This is a genomic window from Mycobacterium sp. E2733, assembly GCF_001667585.1.
Taxonomy (GTDB): Bacteria; Actinomycetota; Actinomycetes; order Mycobacteriales; family Mycobacteriaceae; genus Mycobacterium.
The window spans coordinates 117329-139507 of sequence record NZ_LZJZ01000020.1 but is presented as its reverse complement, the minus strand read 5'-3'; the positions used below and the strand labels follow the sequence as shown (position 1 = coordinate 139507).

Annotated in this window: 26 protein-coding genes; 13 read left to right on the top strand and 13 right to left on the bottom strand. The window is 66.3% G+C overall.

Annotation, left to right across the window (positions count from 1 at the left end):
* Positions 1-14 precede the first annotated feature (14 nt).
* The 3 genes from A5678_RS03855 to A5678_RS03845 are packed head-to-tail and all read left to right on the top strand — an operon-like array spanning position 15 to position 2454.
* Positions 15-1160 (top strand): amidohydrolase family protein, encoded by a 1146-nt coding sequence (locus A5678_RS03855; RefSeq protein ID WP_068038627.1) that lies wholly within the window; start codon positions 15-17, stop codon positions 1158-1160.
* Position 1161: 1 nt separating this feature from the next.
* Entirely contained in the window at positions 1162-1572 is a 411-nt protein-coding gene (locus A5678_RS03850; RefSeq protein ID WP_068038623.1) for a Rieske (2Fe-2S) protein, read from the top strand.
* 15 nt (positions 1573-1587) lie between these two features.
* Positions 1588-2454: an alpha/beta fold hydrolase gene (locus A5678_RS03845; RefSeq protein WP_068038620.1), complete on the top strand. Its 867-nt coding sequence runs from the start codon at positions 1588-1590 to the stop codon at positions 2452-2454.
* Positions 2455-2459: 5 nt separating this feature from the next.
* On the opposite strand, the gene A5678_RS03840 is transcribed toward A5678_RS03845, so the two are convergent.
* Positions 2460-2933, bottom strand: a complete 474-nt coding sequence (locus A5678_RS03840) for a hypothetical protein (RefSeq protein ID WP_068038617.1) — start codon at positions 2931-2933, stop codon at positions 2460-2462.
* Positions 2934-2969: 36 nt separating this feature from the next.
* On the opposite strand from A5678_RS03840, the gene A5678_RS03835 reads away from it, so the two are divergent.
* Together A5678_RS03835 and A5678_RS03830 are read left to right on the top strand one after the other, a co-directional pair.
* Entirely contained in the window at positions 2970-4277 is a 1308-nt protein-coding gene (locus A5678_RS03835) for an NADH-ubiquinone oxidoreductase-F iron-sulfur binding region domain-containing protein (RefSeq protein ID WP_068038840.1), read from the top strand.
* Positions 4274-4570 (top strand): ferredoxin, encoded by a 297-nt coding sequence (locus A5678_RS03830; RefSeq protein ID WP_068038613.1) that lies wholly within the window; start codon positions 4274-4276, stop codon positions 4568-4570. The genes A5678_RS03835 and A5678_RS03830 overlap by 4 nt, the downstream gene beginning before the upstream one ends.
* On the opposite strand, the gene A5678_RS03825 is transcribed toward A5678_RS03830, so the two are convergent.
* The 3 genes from A5678_RS03825 to A5678_RS03815 are packed head-to-tail and all read right to left on the bottom strand — an operon-like array spanning position 4571 to position 7215.
* Positions 4571-5527, bottom strand: coding sequence for an LLM class F420-dependent oxidoreductase (locus A5678_RS03825; RefSeq protein ID WP_068038610.1), 957 nt, complete (start codon positions 5525-5527; stop codon positions 4571-4573).
* Between the two features lie 12 nt (positions 5528-5539).
* Positions 5540-6283, bottom strand: coding sequence for a hypothetical protein (locus A5678_RS03820; RefSeq protein ID WP_068038607.1), 744 nt, complete (start codon positions 6281-6283; stop codon positions 5540-5542).
* An 11-nt stretch (positions 6284-6294) separates the two neighbouring features.
* Positions 6295-7215, bottom strand: coding sequence for an NAD(P)-dependent oxidoreductase (locus A5678_RS03815; protein ID WP_068038603.1), 921 nt, complete (start codon positions 7213-7215; stop codon positions 6295-6297).
* A 184-nt stretch (positions 7216-7399) separates the two neighbouring features.
* Between A5678_RS03815 and A5678_RS03810 the strand changes: the two genes are divergently transcribed.
* The 7 genes from A5678_RS03810 to A5678_RS03780 all read left to right on the top strand — a co-directional run bounded on the left by A5678_RS03810 (position 7400) and on the right by A5678_RS03780 (position 13530).
* Positions 7400-7723, top strand: a complete 324-nt coding sequence (locus A5678_RS03810; protein ID WP_068038600.1) for a hypothetical protein — start codon at positions 7400-7402, stop codon at positions 7721-7723.
* A 107-nt stretch (positions 7724-7830) separates the two neighbouring features.
* Entirely contained in the window at positions 7831-9495 is a 1665-nt protein-coding gene (locus tag A5678_RS03805; RefSeq protein ID WP_068038598.1) for an OB-fold domain-containing protein, read from the top strand.
* Complete coding sequence (locus A5678_RS03800) at positions 9492-10391, top strand: alpha/beta hydrolase (RefSeq protein ID WP_068038595.1); 900 nt, start codon at positions 9492-9494, stop codon at positions 10389-10391. Before A5678_RS03805 ends, A5678_RS03800 begins: the two co-directional genes overlap by 4 nt.
* Positions 10388-11203 (top strand): NAD(P)-dependent oxidoreductase, encoded by an 816-nt coding sequence (locus A5678_RS03795; RefSeq protein ID WP_068038592.1) that lies wholly within the window; start codon positions 10388-10390, stop codon positions 11201-11203. Before A5678_RS03800 ends, A5678_RS03795 begins: the two co-directional genes overlap by 4 nt.
* The gene (locus A5678_RS03790; RefSeq protein ID WP_082945371.1) at positions 11200-12000 is read left to right on the top strand and encodes an NAD(P)-dependent oxidoreductase; all 801 of its coding nucleotides are present in this window, start codon (positions 11200-11202) and stop codon (positions 11998-12000) included. The genes A5678_RS03795 and A5678_RS03790 overlap by 4 nt, the downstream gene beginning before the upstream one ends.
* A gap of 113 nt (positions 12001-12113) precedes the next feature.
* Positions 12114-13319, top strand: a complete 1206-nt coding sequence (locus A5678_RS03785) for a cytochrome P450 (RefSeq protein ID WP_068038586.1) — start codon at positions 12114-12116, stop codon at positions 13317-13319.
* A 10-nt stretch (positions 13320-13329) separates the two neighbouring features.
* Positions 13330-13530 (top strand): ferredoxin, encoded by a 201-nt coding sequence (locus A5678_RS03780; RefSeq protein WP_068038585.1) that lies wholly within the window; start codon positions 13330-13332, stop codon positions 13528-13530.
* 4 nt (positions 13531-13534) lie between these two features.
* Here the strand turns inward: A5678_RS03780 and A5678_RS03775 are convergent, their stop codons facing one another.
* The 9 genes from A5678_RS03775 to A5678_RS03735 all read right to left on the bottom strand — a co-directional run bounded on the left by A5678_RS03775 (position 13535) and on the right by A5678_RS03735 (position 21203).
* Positions 13535-13768, bottom strand: coding sequence for a DUF1330 domain-containing protein (locus tag A5678_RS03775; RefSeq protein WP_231983570.1), 234 nt, complete (start codon positions 13766-13768; stop codon positions 13535-13537).
* Positions 13769-13834: 66 nt separating this feature from the next.
* Complete coding sequence (locus tag A5678_RS03770) at positions 13835-14023, bottom strand: ferredoxin (protein ID WP_068038579.1); 189 nt, start codon at positions 14021-14023, stop codon at positions 13835-13837.
* Positions 14020-15291 (bottom strand): cytochrome P450, encoded by a 1272-nt coding sequence (locus A5678_RS03765; protein ID WP_068038576.1) that lies wholly within the window; start codon positions 15289-15291, stop codon positions 14020-14022. The genes A5678_RS03770 and A5678_RS03765 overlap by 4 nt, the downstream gene beginning before the upstream one ends.
* A gap of 130 nt (positions 15292-15421) precedes the next feature.
* Complete coding sequence (locus A5678_RS03760; RefSeq protein WP_068038573.1) at positions 15422-15937, bottom strand: hypothetical protein; 516 nt, start codon at positions 15935-15937, stop codon at positions 15422-15424.
* A gap of 17 nt (positions 15938-15954) precedes the next feature.
* The gene (locus A5678_RS03755; protein WP_068038571.1) at positions 15955-16548 is read right to left on the bottom strand and encodes a TetR/AcrR family transcriptional regulator; all 594 of its coding nucleotides are present in this window, start codon (positions 16546-16548) and stop codon (positions 15955-15957) included.
* A 120-nt stretch (positions 16549-16668) separates the two neighbouring features.
* Positions 16669-17817, bottom strand: a complete 1149-nt coding sequence (locus A5678_RS03750; protein WP_068038568.1) for a thiolase family protein — start codon at positions 17815-17817, stop codon at positions 16669-16671.
* 4 nt (positions 17818-17821) lie between these two features.
* Entirely contained in the window at positions 17822-18631 is an 810-nt protein-coding gene (locus A5678_RS03745) for an enoyl-CoA hydratase/isomerase family protein (RefSeq protein ID WP_068038565.1), read from the bottom strand.
* The gene (locus A5678_RS03740; protein ID WP_068038562.1) at positions 18628-19794 is read right to left on the bottom strand and encodes an acyl-CoA dehydrogenase family protein; all 1167 of its coding nucleotides are present in this window, start codon (positions 19792-19794) and stop codon (positions 18628-18630) included. Before A5678_RS03740 ends, A5678_RS03745 begins: the two co-directional genes overlap by 4 nt.
* 110 nt (positions 19795-19904) lie before the next feature.
* Positions 19905-21203 carry an amidohydrolase family protein gene (locus A5678_RS03735; protein ID WP_068038558.1) on the bottom strand — a complete coding sequence of 433 codons (1299 nt, stop codon included), beginning with the start codon at positions 21201-21203 and terminating at the stop codon, positions 19905-19907.
* Between the two features lie 434 nt (positions 21204-21637).
* Between A5678_RS03735 and A5678_RS03730 the strand changes: the two genes are divergently transcribed.
* Positions 21638-22174, top strand: a complete 537-nt coding sequence (locus A5678_RS03730) for a carboxymuconolactone decarboxylase family protein (protein WP_068038556.1) — start codon at positions 21638-21640, stop codon at positions 22172-22174.
* Positions 22175-22179 lie beyond the last annotated feature (5 nt).

The following is a 22179-nucleotide window of genomic DNA, read 5'->3' as shown; positions in this document are numbered from 1 at the left end:
CCGAGGAGTTCCACATGACGTTGACCCATTCGCAGGAGCGGCTTCCCGCTGCCGAGCGCACAGCCGTCCGTTGCGTCGACTCGGATGTCCACCCGGCGCCCAAGCGCGGCGAGCTGGTCCCGTACATCCCCGAGCCCTGGCGCAGCAAGTACTTCCTCAACCGCAATGTGGGTGAGCTGATTTACTACGACGCTCCGGACTACGCGCATTCCTACGCGATGCGCGTGGACTCGTTCCCCTCCAACGGCGAGTTCCCTTGCAGCGACCCGGATATGGCGTTCCGGCAGCTCATCATGGAGGCGGGCTCCGACATCGCGATCCTGGAACCCGCCGCCTACCCCGCCCGCCTTCCTGAAGCGCAGCACGCGATGTCGTACGCGCTGAACGACTGGCAGGCCAATCACTGGCTGGACAGCCACAACAACTGGCACGAGCGGTGGCGAGGTTCGATCTGCCTCGCCATCGAGGAGCCAGAGGCGTCCGTGCGCGAAATCGAACGCTGGGCCGGGCATCCGTTCATGGCGCAGATCCTGATCAAGGCAGAGCCGAAGCCGTCCTGGGGCCATCCCAAATACGACCCGATCTGGGCGGCGGCGACCAAACACGACATCACCGTGAGCTGCCACCTGTCGCGCAGCCAGTACGACGAGCTACCGATACCGCCGGTGGGATTCCCCAGCTACAACCACGACTTCATGGTGACCTACTCGCTGCTGGCCGCCAATCAGGTGATGAGCCTGATCTTCGACGGCGTCTTCGACCGGTTCCCGTCGCTGCGCATCGTCTTCGTCGAGCACGCGTTCAGCTGGATCCTGCCGCTGATGTGGCGGATGGATGCGATCTACGACGCGCGCAAGCCGTGGGTGGACATCAAGCGCAAGCCGTCGGAGTACGTCAAGGACCACATCAAGTTCACCACCCAGCCGCTGGACTACCCGGAAGACAAGACCGAGCTGACGCGCGCGCTGGAATGGATGGAGTGCGAGAAGATCCTGCTCTTCTCCTCGGACTATCCGCACTGGACGTTCGACGACCCGCGCTGGCTGGTAAAGCACCTGCCCAAGCACGCCCGGGACGCGGTGATGTACAAGAACGGCATCGCGACCTACCACCTCCCCGAGACCGTCCCGGTCCTCGAGGGTCAGACCCGGGTGCTCTGAGTTGACCCGCGAAGACAAGGGGGCAGCCAAGCTGCCCGAGCCCCGTCTCGCCCAGGGCCGCGAGCATGTCGTCGCAACCGTGGACGAGATCCCGTCCGGCGGGCACAAGCTGGTGCCCATCGGGCGGCACGGCGTCGGAGTTTACAACGTCAACGGCAGCTTCTACGCCATCGCGAATTACTGCCCGCACCAAGGCGGTCCGCTCTGTTCGGGCCGGCCACGTGGGCGCACGATCGTCGACGAGACCGCTCCGGGTGACTCGGTCATGGTGCGCGACCTGGAGTACATTTATTGCCCTTGGCATCAATGGGGTTTCGAGCTGGCGACCGGCACAACCGCCGTCAAGCCCGAATGGAGTATCCGAACCTATCCGGTGCGCGTCGTCGGCAACGACGTTGTGGTGCAGGCCTAACTACAGGAGAATCGGGTGCCTTCAATCGAGATCAACGGGGGAAATGTCGTCTACGAAATCCTCGGCGACTCGGGCGATCTCATCGCCCTGACGCCGGGCGGCCGGTTCAGCAAGGAGATCGAGGGCTTGCGTCCGCTCGCCGACGCGCTCGCCGCCGGCGGCTACCGCGTGCTGCTGTGGGACCGGCCGAACTGCGGTGCTTCCGATGTGCAGTTCTACGGCCAGAGCGAATCGCACATGCGCGCCGAGACGCTGCACAAGCTGGTGACCGGGCTGGGCTTCGAGCGCTGCATTCTGGCCGGCGGCTCCGGCGGCGCAAGGGATTCCATGCTGACCACGATGCTCTACCCCGAGATGGTCACCAAGCTCGTGGTGTGGAACATCGTCGGCGGCATCTACGGCACCTTCGTGCTCGGTTCCTTCTACATCGTCCCGAGCATTCTCGCCGTGCGCGGCACCGGGATGGACGGCGTGGTGAAGGTGCAGGAGTGGCGCGATCGCATCGAGGAGAACCCGAACAACAAACAGCGATTCCTCGACTTCGACAAAGACGAGTTCCTCAAGGTGATGCTGCGCTGGCTCAACGCTTTCGTGTCCAAGCCGGGACAGACGATCCCGGGCGTCGAGGACGAGATGTTCGACCGGATCAAGGTGCCCACCTTGATCATTCGCGGCGGCGAGAATGACATGGATCACCCGAAGCGGACGTCGCTCGAAGTCAGTTGCTTGATCAAGGGATCCAAGCTCATCGACCCGCCGTGGCCGGAGGACGCCTGGGAGCGCGCGTCCGAGGACCGCGCCGCCGGGCGGGTGCAGCACTTCAACATGTTCGACACGTGGGTGCAGGCGGCGCCCGCGATCCTCGAGTTCCTGGGATCGTGATGTCCCTACACCGTGCGAATGTGAACCTCGCAGTTGAGCGACGCCTCCAGAGCCGTGTGGACCCGGCTCTCGGGAATGCGCTCGAGGTCCTTCTCACGCAGCGTTACGTACACGACGTCGAACCCGTCGTCCCCCGGCGTCCGCTCGATGTCGCCGGCGAGTCCGAAGCCGGACAACACGCCGTGAGCGTCGTCGTCGGTTCCCCGGCTGATGAAAGTGACGATCCCTGGAACCGGCTCGGCGATAAACACCTTGCGGCACAAGTGGATCGCCAAATCTCTCGCCGCGCCGACGTCTTCGGCGGCGATCAGCAATTCGACCTCGCGGCGCCCCGCGGGCATCGACGCGAGGTCGTTTTCGACGACGTCAGCGCCCGCCTCACGCGCAAGGCCGAGGAGTGCTGTCATGCCGTCTCGTAGCTGCGGGACCGTGCAGACGCTCTCCGGGTCGACATTGACGCGCACCACCGCAGTTCGCATGTGCGCAAGCCTAACCAAGACGATGACAGGCCAGCCGTGAACACCGCCCAATCCACCACCATCACCACCGCGACCTTCCCCGGTGTTGAGCCCCGGTTGCTGTTCGAACGAGCCGGCCAGGCCCGCGAGGACCTTGCCGCGTATCGACGGCTCGACGGATACCGCCCCCTTGCCGACACCGAGGCGTTACTGAGCGAGGTCGACGCCAGCGGACTGGTCGGCCGCGGCGGTGCGGCCTTCCCGCTCGCGATCAAATTGCGCACGGTGCGCGATAACGGGCGAAGTGCCGGCGGCGCCGTGATCGTCGCCAATGGCGAAGAGGGAGAACCGGCTTCGATCAAGGACCGCTGGCTGCTACGCAACCGCCCCCACTTGATCCTGGACGGGCTGCGGTTGGCCGCCGCGATCGTGGGCGCCGACCGTGCCCATGTCTACGTGTCCGACCCGGAATCGGCGCACAGCGTCGAAACCGCGCTGGGCGAGCTCGACCCCGGCGTGCTGGTCGGCGTTACGGTCCGCATGTTTACCGTGCAGCCCGGATACGTGGCCGGCGAGGAAACCGCCGCCGTCCGCGCGATCAACGGCGGTCCGGCCAAGCCGACAGACAAGCCGCCGCGCCCATTCGAATTTGGCGTCGATGATCGCCCGACGCTGGTAAGCAATGTCGAGACGCTGGCCAATCTGCCGTTCCTGCAGTGCCACGGCTCGGCGGCGTTCCGCTCACAGGGCACATCGCAGTCCCCGGGCACCTTCCTGGCCACCATTACCGGCGCGGGCCGCCCGCCCGTTCTCTACGAACTTCCGCATGGCTTACCTTTCGCCGAACTGCTTGCCCTGCATGGTGTTTCGCCGGAACACGTCCAGGGGGCGTTGATGGGCGGCTACTTCGCCGGTCTGCTCAACCGCACAGTGCTCGAGACGACGCTGGACCACGAGACGATCCGGCACCTCGGCAGCGGCTTGGGTTGCGGCGCAATCTCGGTGATCACCGACGACTGCCCCGTCGCGGTCGCGGCGTCGGTGCTGGCCTACTTCGACCGCGAGAACGCCGGGCAATGCGGCTCGTGCTTCAACGGGACGGCGGCGATGGCCGCCGTCGCAGGCGCGCTGCGCGACGGGGCCGCCACGACCGAAGACGTCGACCGGTTGCGCCGCTGGTCGGTGCTGCTGCGCGGGCGCGGCGCGTGCGCAACGCTGGACGCCGCCACCAACGTGGCCGCCAGCCTGCTCAGTCAGTTCCCGGGCGAAGTTGCCACACATCTCGGCGGCGCATGCCGGGACTGCGCCCGCGGCGCGTTCCGCGCCGACCGTCCCTACGAGGCGGAAGCTGTGAGGCTCGCATGAAAATCCGCTTGGACCGCACCGTTTGCGACGGGTTCGGTATCTGCGCCAAGTACGCGCCCGGTTACTTCTCGCTGGACGACTGGGGTTACGCGTCCCTCATCGGTGATGGCACCGTGGCGGAGGCCGATCGCGACGCGGTCATGCGCGCCCTGATGGACTGCCCGGTGCACGCCATCGCCGAGATCGGTGAGCGCACATACCCCACGCCGCACGCGCCGCTGGCCGACGCGGACGATCCGGCCGAGCGCCTCAAAACCGAAGAGAACGAAGCGGAGTGGGGCTTCACCCGCTGATCAGATAGCGGCAGAAAGCGACGACAGGAATTCCTGGGTTCGCAGTCGCGATGCGAGGCGGTCGGTTGCGTCCTTACCCAAGGGAACGATTCGCACCGCGAGATCCGTGACACCCGCGTCGCGGTACCGGCGCAACCGCGCGAGGATGGCCGACTCGTCGCCCGCCGCCATGGTGTCGCCGACGTCCTCGGCGTCACCGTGCTCGAGGAGTCGCACATAGTTCGGGGAGAAATTCGCGTGCCCGAGCACCTCGCTGGCGTACGCACGGGCGTCGTCCGCCTCGCTGTTGGAGCAGAGCGCGACGGGAACGCCTGCGACGATCCGCGGCTTGGCCCGCCCGGCCCGGTGGGCCGCCGCGGTGATGCGCGGCACGACGTGGTCGCTGATCGCCCGCTCGTCCGCCATCCAGAGGATGGTGCCGCCGGTTCGCTCCCCCGCGAGTCGCAGCATCGTCGGCCCCAGCGCGGCCAGCAGGACCGGAACCTCCTGCGTGTCAGTGACGTCCATCGGCGCGTCGACGCGGTAGGTGTCGTTCTCGACTTTGACCGACCCGGGCCCGGCGAACGACGCGTCGAGCACATCGAGATAGTCGCCCATCACCCGCGCCGGGTGATCGTAGGGTAATCCGAGTTGGCCGTTGATGATCCAATGGTGCGATGGCCCGAGACCGAGCGTGAACCTCCCGCCGCACGCCATCTGGGTCGTCAACGCCTGTTGCGCCATGATCACCGGGTGGCGGGTCTGGACCGGAACGACCGCCGTGCCGATTTCGATGCGGTCGGTGGCCTGGCCGATCAGCGTGACGACGGTCAGCGCGTCGAGATAGCCGGGGACCTGCGGCATCCAAAACGTGCTGAACCCAGCGCTTTCGGCCGCGACGGCGTCGGCGATGACCCCGGCCAGGCGGTCACCCCGTGGGCGCTCCTTGTCGGAGCCGACCATTATGCCGAGGCGCATGCGGCCCCGCTCCTACGGCACATAGCGGTCCCACTCAAACGGCACCACCGCGAAAAACGGTGCGGCGAAGAGCGGTTCCACATCCGGCTCCTCCCAGCGGGCCGACAGCACCGGCCGCAGCCGCTCCGCCGTAACGACGGGATCGTCATCGAGGAAGCAATACGTGATGTCCTGGCCCGCTTGAGCGCTCGCCAGATTCGCGTCGACCTGCCGTGATTCCGCGGACCATACGCCGGCGACACCGGCCACCTCCGCCAGCGCGTCCGTCGCAGCCGATCCCCGCTCGACCAACAGGAACACCCCCCGCACGGGCAGCCAGGGTAGGACGTCCGACCCCACTTTGACCCGAGGCGCGGCGGCCTTGGTCAGCACCTCGTAGACACCGCGCTCGACCGGTGGCAGCAACGGCAGCTTGCGCCCGGCGTTTCCGAGCGCCGAGGACAGTTCGTTGAACCCGCGCAGCCCGGCCGGGTCCGTGAAAAAGTACGTCATGACGTGGTCGACCCTGTCCAGCGGCCCCCCGCTGATCGTCCGCGCCGCGCGGCAGGCCGGCGTCGACACCAACCGCAACGAGGCGCGCACCGCGGCCAACCGGTGTTGCTCGGGTCGGTGGTCGAGGGTGTGCCAGCGCAGGTACTCGGCGTCCAGACCGTCGGGATGGCGGGTTGCCATGGACACGAACAATGTCGTGATCTCTCCCCGCCCGGCGGCGAGGATTTCGGCGGCCTCGTCCGATGGGGTACCGGGAAGCTGCATCGCGGGTGTCCTCAAGATCTCGTCGAGTCGTATTCGGACAGCGCCACTTCGGGGTGCCGGGCCTCGATCATGCGCCGGAAACCCTCGCGCCAGGGCACTTTCGTGTGACCGAGCACCTCGTGCATGCGGGTGACATCCGGCCACAGCGGCGTGTGCGCGTCGGGCGTGTATTCGAAGATCGGCTCGACACCGATCAACTGCCCCATGAAGGCGCAGTAGTCCTCGACGCTGACCGTTTCGCTACCGGCCCAGTTCACCACCACCGGCGGCACCGCGGCGACCTCCATCGCGCGGATGCCGAGGTCGACGTAGTCGTCTTCGTAGATGGGGTTGTAGTTGTTGGGCTTGTCGGGATGTAGGCGAATTGGCTTGCGGGCCAACATCGCATCGAGGCGATCGGCGGGGGCACCGCCCTCCGGCCCGTATGTTGAGCAAATCCGGATGATGGTCAGTGGGATTCGATAATGCCGGGCGACCCAGGTACACACCGACTCCCCCGCGACCTTGGAGAAGCTGTAGTTGGCGCGCAGCGGCACACCCGGCGGATCGGTCTCGGCCAATGGTCGCCGCCCTTGGTACGCGTAGATCGAGCCGGTTGAGCAGAAGACGAAACCCTTTGCGGCGCGGCAGTGGTAGAGCAGTTCACCGGACATGTGCGCGTTGGTTTCGACGCAGCGGCCCCAATCGCCCGCGCCGGTGTCCACCGCAGCGTGGAAGACGTAGGTGAAATCTCCTGGAAGATCGGAGAAGCCGGTGGCGCCGATGTCCAGCGCGACGGGTTTGATGCCGGCGTCGACGAGCCTCTGCCGGTCGGCGGGGTCTTTGAGGCGTGCGGCGCCCCATACCTCGTTGGAAGTCGCCAGAGCCCGCGCGATGGGAAACGCGATCTTGCCCGTCGCCCCGGTGATCAGGATCTTTTCTGCGTCGAGCAACCAGCCCTCCGAGTGTGAAGTACTTGATATACCGTTCGGCAGCATAACGCCCGGGCCGAACGGAATGGCAGGAGAGGCCAGTTCGTGTTGCGTCGTCCCCGAATGTCCTTTACCTGGTCAAGGCGCTATCAAGGGAATAGGCTGGGATCCGCCGAGGTCAGGATGGCCCCACTGGGAGGCCCCCATGAGATGGTTTGCTCGTCGTCTGACCGCCGTCATGACGGTCGCCTTTATGGCGATGGCAGTCGCGATGCTCGCGACGCCGGGAATCAGCTCGGCGGAGTGCGATCACAACATGTCGTTCAATCCGGCGACCTTAGAGTGCAAGCCGCCGCCGGCGGTGTCGGCGTGGTACACACCCCCGCCGCCATACGCACCATCATTCGCCGGGCAGGATGTGCCGCCGCCCCCGCCGGTGCGGCCACCGTGGGCACCGCAGGCCCCGATGTGGAGCACCCAATACCACCAATGGGGCTTTTACGTCGGCGGCGTCTGGGTGCCGCTCTGACCAATCCCATCTCGATCGCGCTCGCCTGCGAGTGATAACGTAATTCTCCGATTCGTATAACGGGCCTACCAGATCGCATTCGGGACCGTTCGACTCGCGGAGGTGACGTGTCTGCACCGGGACGCCCGCTGCCCCTGATCACGCAGGACAACGAATTCTTCTGGACCTCGGGCGCCGACGGGAAGCTGCGCCTGCAGAACTGCAATGGTTGCCAATCGCTGATCCATCCGCCGGCGCCGGTGTGCCGGTACTGCCGTTCCCGCGACGTGGGCACGCGGGCAGTCTCGGGCAAGGCGACGCTGGCCGGTTTCACCATCAATGAGCGGTTCAGTCTGCCCGGGCTGCCGGCGCCCTATGTGGTCGCCCAGGTCGCGATCGCCGAGGACCCCCGAGTGCGGCTGACCACCAACATCGTGGAGTGCGCACCCGAACAGCTCGAGCTCGGCCAACCGGTAGAGGTCGTCTTCGAGCAGGTCGAGGATGTGTGGTTTCCGCTGTTTCGGCCCTTGCCAGAGGGCGTGCCCGATGGCGAGCCCGGTCCGCTGCCGGACGACGAAATCGCGCCCGAGCGGTTCGGTGAATACGTCCGGCCGATGCTGACAGCCGAGAAGTTCGAAGACAAGGTCGCGCTCACCGGGATCGGCACGTCGCCGATAGGCCGTCGATTGATGCAGCAGCCGCTGGCGTTGACGGTGCAGGCGTGCGAAGCGGCCATGGCCGACGCCGGCCTGACGTACGCCGACATCGACGGCTTGTCGACCTACCCGGGTGCGATCAATGTCGGCGGCTTCGGAGAGGGCGGCGTCACCGCTCTCGAGGCGGCGCTCGGTATCCGGCCAACATGGCACAACGGCGCCATGGAAACGTTCGGTCCCGGCGGATCGCTGATCGCCGCCATGCAGGCGGTCGCCTGCGGCCTCGCCCGCCACGTGCTGTGCTTCCGCACGCTGTGGGAGGCCACCAACGGCGAACTGATGAAGCAGGGCAAGATCAGGCCGTCGATGGGCCGGATGTCCGGCTGGCAGATGCCATTCGGCGCAACGTCTGCGGCACACACCTTGGCCATGAATGCGCAGCGGCACTTTCACCGTTACGGCACGACCAGGGAGACGCTGGGCTGGATCGCGTTGAACCAGCGGGCCAACGCGGAGCTCAATCCCACCGCCATCTACCGGTCGCCGATGACGATGGACGACTACCTGAACGCGCGGCCAATCACCACACCGTTCGGCCTCTACGACTGCGACGTGCCGTGCGACGGCGCCATCGCGGTGATCGTCTCCGCCGTCGACGCCGCCCGTGACCTCGCCAAACCGCCCGTGCTGGTGGAGGCGGTGGGCACCCAGATCATCGAGCGAATCGACTGGGACCAAAGCACTTTGACCCATGAGCCGCAGGTGCTGGGCCAGGCCGCGCACGTGTGGACCCGCACCTCGCTGCGGCCGGCCGACGTCGACATCGCCGAGCTCTACGACGGCTTCACCATGAACTGCCTGTCCTGGATCGAGGCGCTGGGGTTCTGCGGAATCGGCGAGGCCAAAGACTTCCTCGACGGCGGCAAGAACATTGCCCGCGACGGCCAGCTGCCGCTCAACACGCACGGCGGCCAGCTTTCGCACGGCCGCACCCACGGCATGGGCCTCGTCCACGAGGCCGTCAGCCAGCTGCGCGGTGAGGCCGGCGACCGCCAGGTCGCCGACGCCCGGGTTGGCGTGGTCAGCAGCGGCGGCCTCACGCCCAGCGGTGTTCTGCTGTTGCGGGCCGACTCATGAGCCAAGCCGCGCCCCAGCCCAGGCTGGTGATCGTCGACGGCGTGCCGATGTCGGCGCTGATCGCCGAAGCACCTGACCCCAAGGCCGTCATCGTGGCCATCCACGGTGGAGGAACCACCGCGGTCTATTTCGACTGCCCGGGCCATCCGTCACTGTCCCTGCTACGGACCGGTGCGGCAGCCGGCTACACCGTGGTGGCGCTCGACCGCCCGGGCTACGGCAGCTCCGGGCCCTACCCGGAGGCGATGGCCCTGCCCGAGCAGCGGGTCGACCTCGCCTACGGGGCCGTGGATCGCATCCTCGGGGACCGGCCGCGCGGTGCGGGGTTGTTCCTGATGGGCCATTCCGGCGGGTGCGAACTCGTGATGCGAATGGGCGCCGACGAGCGGGGAGCCGATCTGCTCGGCATCGAATTGGCCGGCACGGGACGGCGCTATCACCCGGCGGCCCGGGACATCCTGAAAACCGCGACGCGCGAACGACGCCCGGCCGGCCTGCGCGAGCTGCTGTGGCATCCGGAGGATCTCTATCCGCCCGAGGTTCTCACCGGGGTCACGGTCTCTGCGACCGCGCCGTCCTACGAGGACCAGATGGTGTCCAACTGGGCCCGCCAGGATTTTCCGGCGCTGGCCCCGGCCGTGCGGGTCCCGGTGCACTTCAGCATCGCCGAACATGAAAAGGTTTGGCAGAACGACCCTTCCGCGATGGCCGAGATCGAGGAGCTGTTCTCCGGCTCGCCGCGGTTCATTGTGCATCACCAGCCCGACGCGGGACACAACATGAGCCTCGGCCACACCGCGGCGGCCTACCACGCACAAGTTTTCGCGTTCGCCGACGACTGCGTGGCCGACCGCGCGAACCCGGCTGACGCAGAAGGCGATCTGGAGGCCGGATGAGAGTCGGATTCATCGGCCTGGGTAGCCAGGGCGCCCCCATGGCGCGGCGGATCGTCGAGGGCGGCTACGAGACGACGCTCTGGGCGCGCAGACCGGCAACCCTCGAGCCGTTCGCCGACACCAAGGCCAAGGTCGCCGAATCAACGGCCGAGCTCGCCGCGGTCAGCGATCTGGTCTGCCTATGCGTGGTGGGCGACGCCGACATCGACGACATCGCGGGCGGAGAGCGCGGACTGTTGGCCGCGATGGAGCCGGGCGGCGTGATCGCGGTGCACAGCACCGTGCATCCCAACACCTGCCGTGAGCTTGCGAAGAAGGCTGCCGCCAAGGGCATTTCGGTGATCGACGCGCCAGTGAGCGGCGGGGGGCTGGCGGCCCGAGAAGGGCGCCTGCTGGTGATGGTCGGCGGCGACGCCGACGTCGTCGAGCGGTGCCGCCCCGTCTTCGCCACCTATGCCGATCCGATCGTCCATCTCGGTGAGCTGGGTTCCGGTCAAACCACCAAGCTGCTCAACAACCTGATGTTCACCGCCCACCTGGCCACCGCGGCCACCGCGCTGTCGCTGGCCAGTTCCCTCGGCGTTGACCCGGACCGTCTCACGGAGGTCGTCTCTCGCAGCAGTGGGAATAGCTTCGCCCTCAACGCCCTTGGCGGAATCGGCGGACTGGACCGGCTTGCCGGCGTGGCCGGGACGCTGCTGCAAAAGGACGTCCGCCTGGTCGTCGACCTGGCCGACCGAGCCGGGGCAAGCGGTGGCGCTGTACTGGAGGCGGCCGACGCGGCCCTGAGCCTCATGGGTCACCCACGGTGAGAGTCGGTTTCGTCGGAGCGGGGCGGATGGTCTGCCCCATGGTGGCCCGCCTGGCGGCAGCCGGCCACGACGTTCGGGCGGTGGGCCGGACGGCGGAAAAGCGGAGCGATCTCGAGCAGCTCGGCGCCCATGCGGTGCACGACGCGACCGAGGCCGGTGCGCAGGCCGATGTCGTGGTGATCTGCGTGTTCAGCGACGAACAGGTGCGGGAGGTCTGCCTGGACGGCGGGCTGCTAGCCGCCATGCCGCCGGGCGCGGCGCTGGTGGTGCATACCACCGCCAGCCCGAGGACGATCGACGCCCTGGCCGCACGCGCCGATGGGGTCGACATCATCGACGCGGCAGTCAGCGGAGGTCCCCATGACATTGCCGCCGGCCGGCTCACGCTCTTCGTGGGTGGCGCCGACCACGCGGTGAGCGGGGTTCAGCCGGTGCTGAGCTGCTACGGCGATCCCGTGCTGCACGTCGGCCCGCATGGCTCCGGCCAGAAGGTGAAACTGGTCAACAACGCCCTGTTCGCGGGGCATATCGGGTTGCTCGCGGAATCGATCAGGCTGGGCCGGCAGCTTGGCGTACCGGAGTCGACGCTGCTGACCGCGCTGACGCACGGCAGCGCGAGCGGCCGCGTCTTGAACCTGGTGGCGGCGGGTGGCTCCGTCGAGTCGTTCATCGAGCTCGCCGGCGAATTCGTCAGCAAGGACGTGACGGTGGTGCGCGGCATCAGCGATGAACTCTGCAGTGACCTGGGCGCACTTGATGACGCCATCAGCGCCATGAACGTTGCGAAGAGGGGTTGAGATGCCAGCGTTTCGGTCTTTACCGCTTCGTCACGAAGGTATTACCGTTAGCGTTACAGTCAACGACTCGGCTGTAACGGTTTCAGCCCGCCCTCGCCGCTGAGGAGGAATCAGTGACAAAACCGAAGGTCGTCTTCGATCCGTACTCCGAGGACTACTTCAACAACCCGTTCGACACCTATCGACGGATGCGCGAGGACGCGCCGCTGTATTACGACGAAAAAGAGGACTTCTACGCGCTGACCCGCCACGAAGACGTCGCGGCTGCATTCAAGGACTTCGAGACGTACTCCTCGGCGCGGGGCTGCGACCTGGCAATGGTGCGCAGGGGTATCTCCCCCGAGCAGAAGTCGATCATCTTCATGGATCCGCCGGAGCACCGCCACATGCGCAGCTTGCTTAATAAGGCGTTCACCCCACGCGCGATCCAATCGCAGCGCGAGACCATCGTCGAGGTGATCGACAAATACCTGGGCGCCGCGGACCCCGAGAACTTCGACGTCGTCCAGGACTTCTCCGGCCCGTTCCCGGTGGAGGTCATCACCCGGATGGCCGGAGTGCCCGAGGAATACCGCCAGCAGGTGCGCCACTGGATCGACACCAGCCTGTCCCACGAGCCGGGGCAGATCGAACCCACCGCGGCAGGGATCCAAGCCAACATCGATACGGCGATGTACTACTTCAGCCTGGTGCAGGAGCGTCGCCAGGAACCGCAGGACGACATGATCAGCCGGCTGATCGCGGCCGAGATCCCGGGCGAAGACGGCCAGCTGCGCAAGCTCGACGACATCGAGATCTGCGGATTCGCAACCCTTTTGGGCGGCGCGGGTGCCGAGACCGTCACGAAGCTGATGGGCAACGCGGCGGTGATCTTCGCCCGTCACCCCGACCAGTGGCAGAAGCTGCAGGACGACCGCGACAAAATTCCCGGGGCGGTGGAAGAGCTACTGCGCTACGAGGGCCCGGTGCAGTACAACGTCCGCTACACGCTCAAGGAGGCACACGTCAGCGGGGGCGTGATCCCCCCGGGCAAGCCTGTGTTCCTGTGCGGCGCCGCGGCGAACCGCGACCCCGAGGCGTTCACCGACGCCGACACCTTCGACATCGAGCGCGACCAGACCGAAGCGCAGCATCTCGGGCTCGGGTACGGAATTCACAGCTGCCTGGGCGCCGCGCTCGCCCGCCTGGAAAGCAGGATCGCGCTGGAGCGACTCCTCGACTTCATGCCCCGCTACGAGGTGGACTGGGCCGGGTGCAAACGGGTGAACATGCAGAACGTCGCGGGCTGGAAGAACGTGCCCGTCAAGGTGCTTCGGTAAGGGGGTTGTCGTGACGAAGAAAATCGAAGTCGATTGGGGGCTCTGCGAGAGCAACGGCGTCTGCATGGGTATCAACCCCGAGATCTTTCTCCTCGGCGACGACGACATGCTGACCGTCTTGCAGCAGGAAGTCACCCCGGAGAACGAACACGACGTGCGCGAGGCCGTTCGTCAATGCCCCCGGCAGGCCATCTCGATCGTCGGCGAGTAAACCGTTAGAAACCGGCGAGGATGACGGCGTTGCAGTCGGCCGCCGCCTGCCGCAGTTTCGCCGCTTTTTGATAACCCTCGGACTCGTACCACGCCTGGGCGGCGTCCACGGATTCGAATTCCAGCACGACGGTCTGGTCGCCGTGCCAGGTGCCCTCGATTACCTTGGGAGCGGTGTCCACCGCAAGGATGGTAGCACCGGCCATGGCCGAACCAGCAGCCTGCGCATAGGCTTTCATGCCCTCCGGATCCTTAATGGCCTCCGTGAGGATGACGTACCCTTTCGCCACTGAATCTCCTTCGGGTCAGGTTTTGCTGATGGCCTGCTCGGGGCAGCACTCGATGGCCTCTTGCGTCGCGGCCTCGAATTCCGTTGGGACCTCGGACGATATCGCCTCCGCGTAACCGTCGTCGGTGAGGCTGAACACCTCCGGGCACAACGTGGTGCAAACACCATGGCCGCGGCAGCGCTGGTCGTCGACTGCGACTTTCATGCCGGCGTGAACTCCAGGTGCAGTTCCGTCAGGCCTCGCAGGATGTAAGTCGGAACGTATTGGTAGCGGCGGGCATTCGCCGGGCCGTGGACGTCCTCGTCGATCCTGATGTCCGACGTCCGGTCGAGCAGGCGCTCGATAGCGACCCGGGTTTCGGCGCGCGCCAGCGGGGCGCCCGGGCAGCTGTGGATGCCCCGACCGAACGAAATGTGCTGGCGCGCGTTCTTGCGGGCCGGGTCGAAGGTGGCGGGGTCCTCGAACCGGCGGGGGTCACGGTTCGCGGCCGCCTGCACGACCATCACCGTGGTGCCCGCACGCAGCTCGACGCCACCGACGTTGGCGGGCACGCGATTCAATCGGAAGTCGCCCTTGACCGGGCTCTCGTGGCGCAACGACTCTTCGATGAAGTTGGGGATCAGGCTGCGGTCCTTGCGTAACTGCGCCTGGATGTCGGGGCGCTCCCCGAGCGTCTGCAAGGCGGCACCCAGCAGCCGCACGGTGGTCTCCTGCCCCGCCGAGAAGACGTTGCTGGCAACGCGGGCCACATCTTCGACCTCCGGAGTGGAACCGTCCGGATAGGTTGCGGTGGCCAGGCCGGTCAGCACGTCGTCACGGGGCGCACTGCGGCGGTCCCGAACGTAGTCGGAGAACAGGCCGTAAAGGAATTCCAGCGGGCTGTGCGCCAGCGACCCCTTGGTGCCCCCGATGCCGCCACCGGCGTGCGCAGCGATGCCCTTGATGAACTTGTCGCGATCTTCCATGGGTACGCCCAGCAGGTCGGCGATCACCAGGAGCGTGAACGGGCCGGCGAAGCCTTTGATCCATTCGCCGTGGCCGGGTGCCAGGAAATCGTCGAGAACCTGGTCGGCCAGCGCCCACATCGCGTCCTCGTTCTCCTTGAGGCGCTTCGGGGTGATCAGCCGCATCAGCAGCGAGCGGTGATTGGTGTGGGTCGGTGGGTCGAGCGTGGGCAGCTGGTCACTGAACGGCAATTCGTCGCGGTGCTTCTCGATCAGGTCCGTGACGTCGTCACCTTCCAGCGGTACGGGAAAGCCGGGAAACGGGCCGGTTACCGAGATGCACGAGGACCATGTCTCGGCGTCGTTGAGCACCGCGCACGCTTCGTCCCAGCCGGTGATCATGGTGACGTCATGATGGCTCTCACGCGTGACGGGGCACCGCTCGCGCAGCGCCTCGTAGTAGGGGTACGGGTCTTCGATGAGCTCGGTGCCGCGGAAGAAGTCCAACTCAGAGAATTCGTTCGACATCTCCTGCTCCTTGAATCTCGGCTAGCGAGAACGCGCCTCTCGCAGATGAGTATTACATTTCCATAGCGCGTGGTTGATCGTCAACGAGGGGTCGGCGTCGCCGAGGGTGCGATAGCGCCGGTCGGCGGCGTCAGCTGGCGGGAATCAGATCGGCGGCGACCGACGGCCAGGCCAGTAGCCCGCTGCGGAACGTCTCGACGTGACCGATCGAGCCGTGCGGAAGATCGGCCGCGGCCAGGGCCTGAGCTTTGAAGGTGCACGCGGCCCTGCTCAGCCGGTGCTGCACCAGGCCGACGCTGTCGTCGAGTTCGGCCGGCCAGTTATCCCCCCACAACGTGACCTCGGTGACGCCGTGATCGAGGGCCTGCAACACCCCTTGCCGCACCCGTGGGTCGCACCCGAACAGGTCCGCCGCGGCCGCCAGGGCCTGGGGACGAGGACGTGTCTGCACCGACGCCAACGCGTCTTCGAGGTCGACCACCTGTGCGCCGAGGATCTGCAGGGGCCGATCGTCGGGCTGGTCGGCGAGGTCCACCAAGAGCACGTTGACTTCCCACCCGGCCATCGCCCGGTCGAAAAGCCAGCCGCCGGCGAACCGCACCACGTCGACGACGGTGGCGGCGACCACGTCGAGTCGATATCTCATGGCCACCCGCTGCTCTTCTATGGGGCGAAGTCGCGCGCCAGAGTCTCGGCGTACTGCTTGAAGGCCTCGGTTAGCGGTATCGATGGATCGAGCAACCATGTGGTTTCCATTCCGTGGACGAAGGCGAGTATTTCGACTGCCTTGACGGCAGGGTCTATGTCCTTGCGGTACCGGCCATCCGCCTGACCGCGTCGGATGAGATCGGCCACGATGTCGGTCGCGGCACGATGCCGGGCCAGCATCCGGTCATGCAGCGGAGCGTCGGGAAGGATGTTTTCGACCAGCAGCACAGTGAAGGTTCCTACGAGTTCGGGCGCCCGGTTGAACCGATCGGCGACCTGGGCGATCTGGGCGAAGAGGTCTCCGGTCCGGTCGGCATGGAGGTCGTCGTCGAGATCCCGCGCGTCGAGCACGGCGTGCAGCAGCTGCTCTTTCGATTCGAAGTGATGCAGCAATCCGGCGGGGGTGACACCAGCCTCGCCGGCGATCTGGGCGAGTGTGGTGCTGCGCCAGCCGTTGTGCGTGAGCAGCCGTTGCGCGACGTCGAGGATCCGCTGCTTGCGGTCCTCGCCCTTGGCGAGCAACGTGTCGTAACGCCGTGCGTCGGGCACCAAACTCCTTGACTGATTGGCGGACGGAACCAACCTAGTGAACACACAGTAGGTTAGTTTGGCCGCTGTGACAAGGGTCACGCGGGATGCCTTTTTTCGGCGCGCGGTTGCGCCGGGCGGCTACCGCACGAGTTCGACCAGAGTGGCGTTGGCGGTGCCGCCGCCCTCACACATGGTCTGCAGCCCGTAGCGAATTCCGTTGTCGCGCATGTGGTGCGCCATCCGCGTCATCAACACCGCACCGGAAGCGCCCAGCGGGTGCCCGAGCGCGATGGCGCCGCCGAGCGGGTTGACCCGCTCGGGGTCCGCCCCGGTTTCGGCGAGCCATGCCAGCGGCACCGGCGCGAACGCCTCGTTCACCTCGAACGCGCCCACTTCCGGGAGCGGCACGCCGGCCTTCTTCAGCACTTTCTCGGTCGCCGGGATTGGCCCGGTGAGCATCAGCACCGGGTCCGCCCCGGTCACCGCCCCCGCCAAGTAGCGAACCAGCGGCGTCAGCCCCAACTCGACCGCCATCTCCGCCGTGGTCACAAGCAGCGCGGCGGCGCCGTCGGAGATCTGCGAGGAATTGCCCGCGTGGATCACCCCGTCTTCGGTGAAGGCCGGCTTGAGTCCGCTGAGTTTCTCGACCGTAGTCCCCCGCCGGATGCCCTCGTCGGCGGCGACAACCGTTTCCTCCCCGGTGAACACCGGCACGATCTGCTCGGTGAACGCGCCCGCGTCCTGGGCCGCGGCGGCCCGTTCGTGGGACTGGGCGGAGTATTCGTCGAGCCGGGTGCGCGAGAATCCCCACTTCTTGGCGATCATCTCTGCCGACAGGCCCTGGTTGAAGGAGAAGCCGTCATAGCGGGCGAGGACCTTCGGACCGTACGGCATGCCGGTCGCCCTCGCCGACCCGAGCGGCACGCGGCTCATGACCTCGACACCGCCGGCGACGACGACGTCTTGCTGGCCCGACATCACCGCCTGCACGGCGAAATCAAGCGCCTGCTGACTCGAACCGCACGCCCGGTTGACGGTGGTCCCGGGGATGGTCTCGGGCCATCCGGCGGCCAGCACCGCGTAGCGGCCGATGTTGCTGGACTGGTCACCAACCTGGGAGACGCATCCCCAGACCACGTCGTCGACGATCTCCGGGTCGACACCGGTGCGTTCCAGGAGTTCGTTGAGGACGACGGCGGACAGGTCGGCGGCGTGCATCCCGGACAGGCCGCCGTTGCGTTTCCCCACCGCTGTGCGCACGGCTTCGACGATGACTGTTTCCCGCATATCCCTACTCCGCTTCCTTGGATTTCGATAACGCCCACCGGCCAGTAAACGACGGCTCCCGCCGCTCCGCGAACGCGGCATAGGCGGCGGCCGCGTCTGCCGTCGCGAAATTGCCTACCTGGGCGCGGGCCTCGTTGGCCAGCGCCTCGCGCAAGGTGCTGTCGGCGCCCTCGTTGAGCAGGGCCTTGGTGTGGGCGAGTGCGATCGGCGGGCCGGCCGCCAGCCGGTCGGCGACATCGTCGACGAAGGTGTCGATCTCCGCGCCCGACACGACCCACGTCACCAGGTTCAGGGCGTACGCCTCATCGGCGTCAATCGTTTCCGCGAGCAGCGCGAGCCGCTTGGCCTGTTGCAGGCCAACGAGTTTGGGCAGCAACCAGGAACCACCGAGGTCGATCGACAGGCCCCGCTTGGAAAAGATCTGGCAGAATGTCGATCCCGGCGTGGCGACGACGAAGTCGCATCCCAGCGCGAGGTTCCAGCCCGCCCCGACGGCCACCCCGGCCACCTTGGCGATCGTCGGTATCGCCAGCTCGTGCAGGGCCAGCGCCACGTCGGTCAGCCGCTGCAGCTTGTAGTTCGGATGAATGTCGTCGGGAACCGAGATGTCGGCGCCGGAGCAGAAACTGCCGCCGGAGCCGGCCAGCACGAGCGCGCGCACGCCGCGGTCGTGACCGGCGGCATGCAGCGCGTCGCGCAACGCGATCCAGAGTTCCGGGTTGATCGCGTTCTTACGACCTGGACGGTTGAGGGTGAGGGTGCGTACTCGGTTGCGGTCTTCCGACAGCAGCACGGGGCCGCCGGACGCGGTCAATAGCTCCTCGGCAATTTCAGGACGTTGGATCCCAGGAAGTTCAAGATCATCTCCTGGCTGACCGGCGCGATCTTCATCAGCCGGGCCTCACGGAAGTAGCGCGTGATGTGGTACTCCTCCGCGTATCCCATGCCACCATGGGTTTGCAACGCCCGGTCGGCGGCGCTGAAGCCGGCATCGGCGCACAGATATTTTGCCGTATTCGCCTCGCGCCCAGAGGGTTTGCCATTGTCGTACAACCAGGTGGCCTTGCGCAACATCAGCTCGGCGGCGTCCAGGCGTGCCAGCGAGTCGGCGAGCGGGAACTGCAGGCCCTGGTTCATGCCGATAGGCCGGCCGAACACCTCACGCTCGTTGCCGTATTTCACCGCCTTGTCCAGCGCCACCCGGCCAATGCCGAGCGCCTCGGCGGCGATCAGCATCCGCTCCGGATTCAGGCCGTCCAAAATGTACTGAAAGCCCTTGCCTTCCTCGCCGATTCGATCCTCGACCGGCACCTCGAGATTGTCGATGAACAATTCGTTGGAGCTGACGGCGTTGCGGCCCATCTTGCGGATGGGGCGGACGTCGACGCGGCTGCGGTCGAGATCGGTGATGAACAGGGTCATCCCGTCGGTCTTCTTGGTGACTTCCTCGTATGACTGGGTGCGGGTAAGCAGCAGAATCTTGTCGGACTCCATGGCTTTGGAGATCCACACCTTGCGGCCGTTGACGATGTAGCGATCACCGTCGCGCTTGGCGAAGGTGGTGATGCGCGACGTGTCCAGTCCGGCACCGGGTTCGGTCACGCCGAAGCAGACGTGCACTTCGCCGGTCGCGACCTTCGGCAGCGTGCGCGCCTTGAGTTCGTCGGAGCCGTGCACCACCACCGGCTGCATACCGAAGATGGACAGGTGAATCGAGCTGGCGGCGTTCATCGCGCCGCCGGATTTGGCGACCTCCTCGAGCAGGATGGTGGCCTCGGTGATCCCGAGGCCGTGACCGCCGTACTCGGGGGGAATCGTCATGCCCAGCCAGCCACCGTGCGCGATGGCGTTGTAGAACTCCGTCGGGAATTCATGCGCCTGGTCTTTTTCCATCCAGTACTGGTCGTCGAACTTGCGCGCCAACTCGGCGACCGACCGGCGGATCAGCTCCTGGTCGTCAGTCAGCTCAAAGTTCATTCCGGCGCCGGGCACTGCGCTCCTCCTATTTCAGCGCGAGCAGACGCAAACTCGCATAATCGCGACCGGAGTTATGCGAGTTTGCGTCTGCTCGCGGGACTGGGGAACCCTCAGTCCTTGTTGCCGGTGAGGGCCTTCGCGTTGGCCGCGAACTCCGCGAAGGACGAGCCGCCTCTGGAGTCCTTGTCGTGGCCCTTTGCCTTGATGGACACGTCGTGCCCCTCGGCGGCCTTGCGCAGCGCGCCGACCGTCGCCTGTTCGCGCGAGATATGGGTGAACGGGTCGAACGAGTACCAGCGCATGGCGTTCTCGTGCGTCATCTTGTTGATCTCATCGTCGGGAACGTTGTTGATGGACAACACATCCCACAGCTCTTCCGGCGCTCCCGGCCACATCGAGTCGCTGTGCGGGTAGTCGGCTTCCCAGCAGATGTTGTCGATGCCGATCATATTGCGCAGCGCCACGCCGACCTTGTCGCTGATGAAGCAGGTCAGGAAGTGGTCGCGGAAGACCTCGCTGGGCAGCTTGCCCTTGAAGTCCTGGTGCGTCCAGGCGGAGTGCATCTCGAAGGTCCGGTCCGCGCGCTCCAGGAAGTAGGGAATCCAGCCTGTTCCGCCCTCGGACAGCGCGATCTTCAGGTCCGGGTACTCCTTGACCGGCCGTGACCACAACAAGTCGGCGGCGGCCTGCACGATGTTCATCGGCTGCAGCGTGATCATCACGTCCATCGGCGCATCCGGCGCGGTGATGGCCAACCGGCCCGAGGAACCGATGTGGACGTTCATCACGGTGTCGGTGTCCACCAAGGCTTTCCACAGCGGGTTCCAGTACTCGTCGTGGAAGCTGGGATAGCCCATCGCGGCGGGGTTTTCGGTGAAGGTCAGCGCGTGCACGCCCTTCTTCGACACCCGGCGCACCTCGGCGGCGCACGCCTCGGCATCCCAGATCACCGGGATCGCCATCGGGATGAATCGCGCCGGGTACGCGCCGCACCACTCGTCGATGTGCCAGTCGTTGTAGGCCTGCACCAGCGCGATCGAGAAGTCGTTGTCGTCGGTGGCGAACAGCCGCCCCGCGAAGCCCGGGAACGACGGGAAGCAGATCGAGGCCAGGATGCCGCCGGCGTTCATGTCCTTGACGCGCTCGTCGACGTTGTAACAACCCGGCCGGATCTCGTCGAGCCCCGTCGGCTCGATGCCGTACTCCTCCTTCGGCCGGCCCGCGACCGCGTTGAGCGCGACGTTGGGAATGACGGTGTCGCGGAACTTCCACATGTCCGAGCCGTCGGCGTTGTGCACCAGCCGGGGCGCGTCGTCCTGGTATTTCTTCGCCAGGTGGTTCTTGAACATGTCGGGCGGCTCGACGGTGTGGTCGTCGACGCTGATCAGGATCATGTCTTCTTTGTTCATGGCCGTTGCCCTTCCGTCGGGTCCGCCTATTCGGTTCCGCTCCCACGCAGCCTCGGCGAATCGCTGTCCCGTGCCAAGATCACTAAAATGAAAACTATCTTCTCGCCAAGCGAGAATCAACATCCAGCCCACGCCCCGACCGGCGGTTGATCGCCTGACGGGGGACGGAACAAGCCCGGAGATTGCGCGCCTCGGAGCGAAGATGCGCCGAGGTAAATGGCGTCGTTGCGGATGGGTCCGGCATCCCCGCCGACGTTTTCGCTGGCAGATGGCCGCTTCGGTGGCCGGACGCGCCGATGGCGCCCGGACCGGGCGCCCGCCCGCCGGCCGGCATTGACCGGCCGGGCGATTCGTGCAACTCTGTTGGTTATAAATGAGAATATGATTCTCCTTGTCCGAGAGGTGGCTGGGAGGATGGCGAGAGGAGAGCACGGATGCGGTTGCCGCCGCTGCCGGCCGATCAGTGGGACGAGGCGACCCACAAGGCACTCGCGGCAATGCGTGACCCGGCCGCCAACAACGCGCTCAGCACCCTCGCCCACCATCCGGCGCTGGCCAAGGCATTTCTGCGGTTCAACGTTCACCTCTTGACCTCGTCCACACTGCCGGCGCGCGTCCGCGAACTGGCCATCCTGCGGGTCGCGCATCGCCGCGAATGCGCCTACGAGTGGTCTCACCACGTCAGCATGGCCAAGGCCGAGGGCATCACCGACGCCGAGATTGCCGCGGTGCTGGATGGTGCCGGCGAGGACGCCGGCCACCTGGACGAGTTCGATCGCGCGGTGATCACCGCCGTCGACGAACTCGACGACAAATCGCAGCTGTCCGACGAGACCTGGGCCGCCCTCGGCGAGCGCCTCAACGACCGGCAACGGATGGATTTCGTCTTCACGGTCGGCTGCTACGCCACGCTGGCGATGGCCTTCAACACCTTTGGCGTACAGCTCGAGAACGCCGATCAGAACCACTAAGAGAG

Bases quoted from the DNA above. Each gene is read 5' to 3' on its own strand.
- A5678_RS03855 (WP_068038627.1), top strand. From the start codon at position 15: ATGACGTTGACCCATTCGCAGGAGCGGCTTCCCGCTGCCGAGCGCACA.
- A5678_RS03750 (WP_068038568.1), bottom strand. From the start codon at position 17,817: ATGCGGGAAACAGTCATCGTCGAAGCCGTGCGCACAGCGGTGGGGAAA.
- A5678_RS03735 (WP_068038558.1), bottom strand. From the start codon at position 21,203: ATGAACAAAGAAGACATGATCCTGATCAGCGTCGACGACCACACCGTC.
- A5678_RS03820 (WP_068038607.1), bottom strand. From the start codon at position 6,283: ATGCAGCTTCCCGGTACCCCATCGGACGAGGCCGCCGAAATCCTCGCC.
- A5678_RS03840 (WP_068038617.1), bottom strand. From the start codon at position 2,933: ATGCGAACTGCGGTGGTGCGCGTCAATGTCGACCCGGAGAGCGTCTGC.
- A5678_RS03730 (WP_068038556.1), top strand. From the start codon at position 21,638: ATGCGGTTGCCGCCGCTGCCGGCCGATCAGTGGGACGAGGCGACCCAC.
- A5678_RS03775 (WP_231983570.1), bottom strand. From the start codon at position 13,768: ATGAAAGCCTATGCGCAGGCTGCTGGTTCGGCCATGGCCGGTGCTACC.
- A5678_RS03800 (WP_068038595.1), top strand. From the start codon at position 9,492: ATGAGCCAAGCCGCGCCCCAGCCCAGGCTGGTGATCGTCGACGGCGTG.
- A5678_RS03740 (WP_068038562.1), bottom strand. From the start codon at position 19,794: ATGAACTTTGAGCTGACTGACGACCAGGAGCTGATCCGCCGGTCGGTC.
- A5678_RS03830 (WP_068038613.1), top strand. From the start codon at position 4,274: ATGAAAATCCGCTTGGACCGCACCGTTTGCGACGGGTTCGGTATCTGC.
- A5678_RS03770 (WP_068038579.1), bottom strand. From the start codon at position 14,023: ATGAAAGTCGCAGTCGACGACCAGCGCTGCCGCGGCCATGGTGTTTGC.
- A5678_RS03760 (WP_068038573.1), bottom strand. From the start codon at position 15,937: ATGAGATATCGACTCGACGTGGTCGCCGCCACCGTCGTCGACGTGGTG.
- A5678_RS03765 (WP_068038576.1), bottom strand. From the start codon at position 15,291: ATGTCGAACGAATTCTCTGAGTTGGACTTCTTCCGCGGCACCGAGCTC.
- A5678_RS03825 (WP_068038610.1), bottom strand. From the start codon at position 5,527: ATGCGCCTCGGCATAATGGTCGGCTCCGACAAGGAGCGCCCACGGGGT.
- A5678_RS03810 (WP_068038600.1), top strand. From the start codon at position 7,400: ATGAGATGGTTTGCTCGTCGTCTGACCGCCGTCATGACGGTCGCCTTT.
- A5678_RS03795 (WP_068038592.1), top strand. From the start codon at position 10,388: ATGAGAGTCGGATTCATCGGCCTGGGTAGCCAGGGCGCCCCCATGGCG.